Source organism: Sulfuricurvum sp., from assembly GCF_028688295.1.
In the GTDB taxonomy this organism is placed as follows: Bacteria; Campylobacterota; Campylobacteria; order Campylobacterales; family Sulfurimonadaceae; genus Sulfuricurvum.
In genome coordinates, this window is sequence record NZ_JAQTYM010000111.1 from 1 (window position 1) to 4,306 (window position 4,306).

A 4,306-nucleotide genomic window follows, 5' to 3' on the forward strand; every position below is an offset into this window, starting at 1 on the left:
CTATAATATATCGATTATAAAAAATCGAATTTTAACAGGGTGTAGAATATGGAAATTACGATTATACCTAAAAGGCCGTGGGTAATAAAAGTTTTTGTGATTATTTTCGGGGTGATGTTTATAACAAATCTGATTGTATTTTTAACTGATTCTTCAAAACCTTGGGCAATAATTTACAATTTAATAATGTTGGTATCTATTTTTGGGATTTGGCAAGGGCGTTATTGGGCGAGAAATTTGTTTTTGGTATTAATGATTCCATTTTTTTTGATGACATCTTTTTTCTTAGTACTTACTTTAGTAAATTTAGGGGGAGTAGGAGAATTTAGAGAGAATATACGTCTGCTACTAGGCAGTGGATTCTCTCTAATTCTAATTCTAATTCCTTTTTTAAAACCGGTTCAAAAATGGTTTGACGAGCTTAATCCTAAACTCTCAAAAGAGAAGAAAAATGGACTTTCTTGGCAGTTTCAGTTAATAATTGCTGTGACTTCTATTGGGTTGGGTTTTATTGCAATGTCATTGGATTCTTCATTTGAATCCTTATCATTTGCCAAAAAATGGATTCAGGTGTATCAGCCATCTTATTGGGGTAAAGTTACTATATTCTTATTTTCAATCAATCTGAGTGTTTTGATTGGAGCGCTAATTGTTGAGCTACCGTTTGGTTTGATGTTAGGATATTTTAAAACAGCATATCGATTCTTATTATGGCGTTTAATTACGATAGGGACATTTTTCCCAGTGTATACAGTTTATTTTATATTGGGTAATAAAACAGAGAATTTTATTTTATTTATTTATATAGCAATTACAAATTTGATTGTTATTAGTCTAGTAGCATTTTTTGGATTGCTAATAGGTGAGAAAATAGCTCGTTATCTCGATACATTGAGAGTGCCGATAGAGATAAAATAAAATACAGCCATGGGACGCTATAATATAGCAACAAATTCCATTACAAAGACCTTCCTTTGCATTTTGAACCGTACCCATTTGAAAAACTGACTCAACTTTTAGAGGGAATTACCCCAAATAACGCCTATTCACCGATCGCATTGACCATCGGGGAACCGCAGTTTGAGACTCCCGCTTTTATCCAAAAATCGATTTGTAAGCACTCAGAAGAGCTTCGCCGTTATCCTAAAACGGCGGGAGAAGCGTATCTCAATGACTCTATGAGAGGGTTTGTCGAACGCCGTTTCGGAGTGAAGCTCAAAGCCGATGAGTTGGTGAGTTCGTTCGGGACGCGAGAAGTGCTCTTTAATTTCCCTCAGTATTATCTGTTCGATAAAAAAGAGCCAGTGATGGCGTATACGAATCCGTTTTATCAGATTTATGAGGGTGCGGCAATAGCATCCCGATCACGGGTGATCCATCTCAACCTCACCGAAGCAAATGGATTTAAGCCCGTTGTGAACGAAGCGGAACTCTCTGAGTGTGATTTGGTCATTTTGAACTTTCCGAACAACCCGACGGCATCGGTACTTAGCCTCGAAGAGTTGGGTGAATGGGTGAAACTTGCCCTCAAACACGATTTCTGTCTTATCAACGATGAGTGCTACAGTGAGATTTATACCGATCAGAAAGTCCCCTCACTTCTCGAAGCATCGGTATATGTCGGCAATACCTCGTTTAAAAATGTTCTCGTTATCAACTCGATCTCTAAACGCTCTTCCGCACCGGGGCTGCGCAGCGGATTTATTGCGGGGGACGCTGAGATTTTAAAAGGGTACGCGCAGTATCGCACCTATGTCGGATGTGCTTCGCCTCTACCGCTTCAAGCGGCGGCGGCTATGGCATGGGCAGATGAGGAGCATGTGGCGAAAGCGCGCGCGGTGTATGCAGAAAATTTCAAAGCGGCGCAGGAGATTTTAGGAATTACTACCTCCGATGCGACTTTTTATGTTTGGCTAAAAGTCCCTAATGCACTCGAATTTACCCAAAAACTTTACCGCGACTATAACGTGAAAGTTTTACCGGGAGAGTTTTTGGCACGCGATGATGCAAACGGTGAAAATCCCGGTATCGGCTATATCCGTATCGCCCTCGTCGAAGAGACTGTACGTACCATCCAAGCACTTAATCGCCTAAAGGAGGCATTGTCATGAACGAGTTAAAAGATAAAATTTTTCAAGCACAAAGTGAAGGGGATATCGCTTCGTTGTACGTTCTTGAATCTCAGGTACATGAGAGTTTTGATGAAGATACGTTGATGGCCTATTATGCCAATATCCTCGATCTCGCATTAGAACGTCTCACCAATGCATTGGAAAATCTCGAAAAGCTTGATATGAATGAAGTGCAGGATTTTGCGACGATTCGCGCCTTGTACGAATATGCGATTGAACATTACAGTGCGGGGTCAGCTACCGATGCGAGCGCACTGTTTGAAGTGCTCGGTGGAATCAGCAATGATGAAGCGTTTTCAGAAGCGATGAAGATTCATCGTGCAGGATGTGACGCGAAAATCCCGTTTGATGATTTTATCGATGAGTACGTCGATATGGCCGCAACGCAAAATGGCGGGAAGTTTTACATCAGCTATTTTAAAAAGGAAATTTCACAATGAAAATCCACTTTATCGGGATCGGCGGGATCGGCATTTCAGGATTAGCAAAATACATGCGTTTCAGCGGACATGAGGTGAGCGGTTCGGATATGAAAGCCACCCATATTACGCAACGTCTCCTCGATCGCGGAATTACCGTCCATATCGGTCACGATGCGGCCAATATCCCTGAGGGGTGTGATCTCGTTATCCACTCTGCGATTATCCGTCCAACCAACTCTGAAATCGTAGAAGCTCACCGCCGAGGGATTGAAGTGCTTCATCGTCGTGATGCTCTGTTGCGAATATTGAGTGAGAAAAAAGTCTACGCGGTGTGCGGAGCACACGGTAAAAGTACGACCACGGCAATTTTGGCGGCAATCATGGATGGCAGTGCGATCATCGGCGCAGAGTCCAAAGGATTCGGTTCCAACGTCCGCTATGACGGAAGTACGGATGTAATGCTCTTCGAAGCTGATGAGTCTGATGGAAGCTTTCTCAACTCAAATCCGTATTGCTCGATCGTCACCAATGCCGAACCGGAACATATGGAGTATTACAACTACAATATCGACGAGTTTCACAACGCGTATCTCCGTTTTATCGAAATGGCTCCTGTTCGTGTCATCAATGCGGAAGATCCGTTTATGGCAACACTCCAATGCGATGCGTTGCGTCTCTATCCGAGTCAGGATATCACCAATATCACCTATACCCTCATTGATGATGAACCCTACACCCGCTTTCACCTCAAAGGATTCGGAGAGTTTGAGGTATGGGGATTCGGCGAACATATCGCAATGGATGCCTCATTGGCGATCATGGCGGCGGCACAGACGATGAGCATTGCCTCTATCCGTGTCCATCTCCTGAATTTTCGAGGAATTAAAAAACGGTTTGACGTGATTTTCAAAGGTTCTGATCGTGTCATTATCGATGATTACGCTCACCATCCGACCGAGATCAAAGCGACAATGCAGTCGCTCACAACCTATGCGGAGCTAAAAGGGTTCAAGCGTATCATCGCAATTTGGCAACCGCACAAATACTCCCGAACCATCGATAACCTCGATGCGTTTGTTGAGTGTTTCGAAGGGTGTGCGGAACTGGTTATCCTCCCCGTATGGGCGGCAAGTGAAGAGCCTCGTGATATCGATTTCACAGGGCGTTTTGGACATTATAATCTCACCATGTGTGACAAACTCCACCGCGCAGGCGACACCATTGAAACGGTGAACGCCGATACTGTTCTTAAAACGTACGATCATGATTTGATCGTCGGATTCGGTGCAGGTGATTTGACCTATCAGCTCAGAGGGACAAAGTAAATTATGGGGTATTTGGTTTGGTTTGGAATCGTCGCTCTTGTGTTCGCCGTGATGCACTATTTCACCAAACTGGGGATGAAACAAAAAGCATTGATTTCCGCTGTTTTGACCCTTTTTATCAGCGGTGCGATTGCTTATAACATCGCTTCAGACCGTGATCGTGAAAAAGTGGTAACCATAGAGCAAAAATTCCGCAGCGGCGAAACGCTGATCTGTCACGGAGTGGATGTTAATACGACAACGTTCGATTACAGTGTCGGAACCCAAAGCTTCATAGGACTCAAAGGGACCCCACACTATCAGCAAATCATCAATGCCCGTGAGTGCGAATGAGCCGACTCTCCGCTAACCTCGCCGAGCTTTTCGGCAAGCTCGATCTCCTACCTCATATTGCATCGTTAGAACACTTTTTTTCTCGTGAACAAAA

The 4,306-nt window shown here is 43.5% G+C and carries 5 protein-coding genes; all 5 read left to right on the top strand.

What is annotated here, in order from left to right; genetic code table 11:
- Nucleotides 1-48 precede the first annotated feature (48 nt).
- From PHR02_RS13125 to PHR02_RS13145, 5 genes are read left to right on the top strand one after another with little or no spacing between them, the layout of a single operon-like run.
- Nucleotides 49-918, top strand: coding sequence for a hypothetical protein (locus tag PHR02_RS13125; RefSeq protein WP_299992703.1), 870 nt, complete (start codon nt 49-51; stop codon nt 916-918).
- A gap of 56 nt (nt 919-974) precedes the next feature.
- Entirely contained in the window at nt 975-2,111 is a 1,137-nt protein-coding gene (locus PHR02_RS13130; protein ID WP_299992704.1) for a succinyldiaminopimelate transaminase, read from the top strand.
- Nucleotides 2,108-2,572 (top strand): hypothetical protein, encoded by a 465-nt coding sequence (locus PHR02_RS13135; protein WP_299992705.1) that lies wholly within the window; start codon nt 2,108-2,110, stop codon nt 2,570-2,572. The genes PHR02_RS13130 and PHR02_RS13135 overlap by 4 nt, the downstream gene beginning before the upstream one ends.
- Nucleotides 2,569-3,879, top strand: a complete 1,311-nt coding sequence (gene murC / locus PHR02_RS13140; RefSeq protein ID WP_299992706.1) for a UDP-N-acetylmuramate--L-alanine ligase — start codon at nt 2,569-2,571, stop codon at nt 3,877-3,879. Before PHR02_RS13135 ends, murC begins: the two co-directional genes overlap by 4 nt.
- 3 nt (nt 3,880-3,882) lie before the next feature.
- Nucleotides 3,883-4,212, top strand: a complete 330-nt coding sequence (locus tag PHR02_RS13145) for a hypothetical protein (protein WP_299992708.1) — start codon at nt 3,883-3,885, stop codon at nt 4,210-4,212.
- Nucleotides 4,213-4,306: the final 94 nt, after the last annotated feature.

Bases quoted from the DNA above. Each gene is read 5' to 3' on its own strand.
- PHR02_RS13125 (WP_299992703.1), top strand. From the start codon at position 49: ATGGAAATTACGATTATACCTAAAAGGCCGTGGGTAATAAAAGTTTTT.
- PHR02_RS13135 (WP_299992705.1), top strand. From the start codon at position 2,108: ATGAACGAGTTAAAAGATAAAATTTTTCAAGCACAAAGTGAAGGGGAT.
- murC (WP_299992706.1), top strand. From the start codon at position 2,569: ATGAAAATCCACTTTATCGGGATCGGCGGGATCGGCATTTCAGGATTA.
- PHR02_RS13145 (WP_299992708.1), top strand. From the start codon at position 3,883: ATGGGGTATTTGGTTTGGTTTGGAATCGTCGCTCTTGTGTTCGCCGTG.